The sequence below is a fragment of the Acinetobacter sp. YH12135 genome (assembly GCF_013418565.1).
In the GTDB taxonomy this organism is placed as follows: domain Bacteria; phylum Pseudomonadota; class Gammaproteobacteria; order Pseudomonadales; family Moraxellaceae; genus Acinetobacter; species Acinetobacter towneri.
Window position 1 is genome coordinate 1 of the sequence record NZ_VPBU01000048.1, and the last position, 1,930, is coordinate 1,930.

Below are 1,930 nucleotides of genomic sequence, written 5' to 3' on the forward strand. Positions count from 1 at the left end.
ACAGCATTTGAAAATTGACCCCCTTGGTTAATATAGTGGTCTTTTTGGACTGCTCAACATGTTAACTTTGGAGCAAGCAGTGACAATCCAAATACTTCATCAACAAGGTCAATCTATTAAGGCAATTAGCCGCGAACTCGGTATTTCTAGAAATACTGTGCGTAAATATTTACGATCTCAAGTAACACCTAAATATCAACGAACACAATCTAAAGTGAGTATTCTTGAGCCTTATAAACCGTATTTAATCAAACGTGTAAATGCCGCCGATCCAGAATGGATACCGGCTGCAGTGTTGTATCAAGAAATCTTGCAAAAAGGCTACACGGGGAAAATTAGAACACTACAAAATTATCTCAATACATTAAAGCCAACTAAACAACCAGAGCCGATTAAGCGATTTGAGACTCAACCAGGTCAACAAATGCAGGTTGATTTCACAACAATTCGACGTCATCACACCACATTAAAAGCATTTGTTGCAACTTTGGGATACTCTAGAGCAACCTTTGTTAAGTTTTATGATCATGAACGTTCTGATGCATGGATTGATGGCTTAGAAAGTGCTTTTCAGTTCTTTGGTGGTGTTCCTAAAGATGTATTATTTGATAATGCTAAGGCCATTATCATTGAACGTGATGCTTATCAAGATGGTCAACATCGCTGGAATGCTAAATTACTTGATTGTGCTAAGAAATATAACTTCCGAGCACGTGTTTGTAAGCCATATCGTGCGCAAACAAAAGGTAAAGTAGAACGCTTTAATAGTTATTTGAAATCAAGTTTTATCGTGCCATTAAAAGCAAGTTTAAAGGTGGTTGACCTTAGCTTAGATGTTGATATGGCAAATGCCTATATTGGTCGATGGCTTAGTGAAACAGCAAATCAACGCATTCATGCAACAACTAAAGAAAAACCAAGTACTCGTTTGCTTGAAGAACAACAATTTTTTTCTTCATTACCTTTATTTAATGATGGTTCTAAAAAATCTGTAATTGATGATGTTAGCCCATCATCACTCATACCTCATGAGAGTGTTCAACACCCCTTATCAATCTATGATGAATTACTGGAGGTTTCTTAATGAATTTACAGTATGAGCGTATTGAACAGCTTTGCCGTCAGCTTGGTCTACAAACAGTGGCATCACAATGGTCACATCATGCACAACAAACCTTAGCAAAGGATGGCAGTTATGCAGATTTCGTTGAAGCTATGCTATTACATGAATACACAGCCAAGCAGCAACGTAGTCAACAGATTCTTTTACAACTTTCAGGTCTTACTCAAATCAAAACGTTGGAGGCTTATGATTTTAATTATGCTTTAGGTGCTCCAAAGTCGCAGTTGCTTGAACTATTTAATTTAAGCTTTATTCCAAGAGCTGAAAATGTTGTATTTATTGGTGCAAGTGGTGTTGGGAAAACACATCTATCAATGGCTTTAGGCTATAAGGCAATTATGAATAATATTAAGACTAAGTTTATTACTGCAGCTGATTTAATGTTGCAACTTAGCCTAGCTTATCAACAAGGTAAATTAAAAAACTACATGCAACGTGTTGTACTTGCTCCAAAGTTATTGATTATCGATGAAATAGGATATTTACCATTTGGTCGTGAAGAAGCAAATTTATTTTTTAATGTTATTGCCAAGCGCTATGAAAAAGGCAGTACGATTTTGACCAGTAATTTACCATTTAGCCAGTGGTCTAAATCATTCGCAGATGATGTTACTTTGACAGCAGCAATGTTGGATCGTTTATTACATCATTGTCATGTTGTACAAATATCTGGGGAAAGTTATCGTCTAAAAGATAAAAAGAGAGTAGGAATTCAACCACAAATTGAGTCTTAATAAATCATCAAAGGGGTCAATTTTACTTTGCTGTTTTAAGGTAAAAGGGGTCAGTTTTAAATTGCCGTTGACA

The 1,930-nt window shown here is 36.0% G+C and carries 2 protein-coding genes; both read left to right on the forward strand.

Features of this window, described 5'->3' with window-relative positions; all coding sequences use genetic code 11:
- Positions 1-58 precede the first annotated feature (58 nt).
- Entirely contained in the window at positions 59-1,084 is a 1,026-nt protein-coding gene (gene istA, locus FTU70_RS14215; protein WP_021545039.1) for an IS21-like element ISEc57 family transposase, read from the forward strand.
- On the forward strand, positions 1,084-1,857 hold the full coding sequence (istB, locus tag FTU70_RS14220; RefSeq protein ID WP_001053381.1) for an IS21-like element ISEc57 family helper ATPase IstB: 774 nt from the start codon (positions 1,084-1,086) through the stop codon (positions 1,855-1,857). Before istA ends, istB begins: the two co-directional genes overlap by 1 nt.
- The last annotated feature ends 73 nt before the right edge of the window (positions 1,858-1,930 follow it).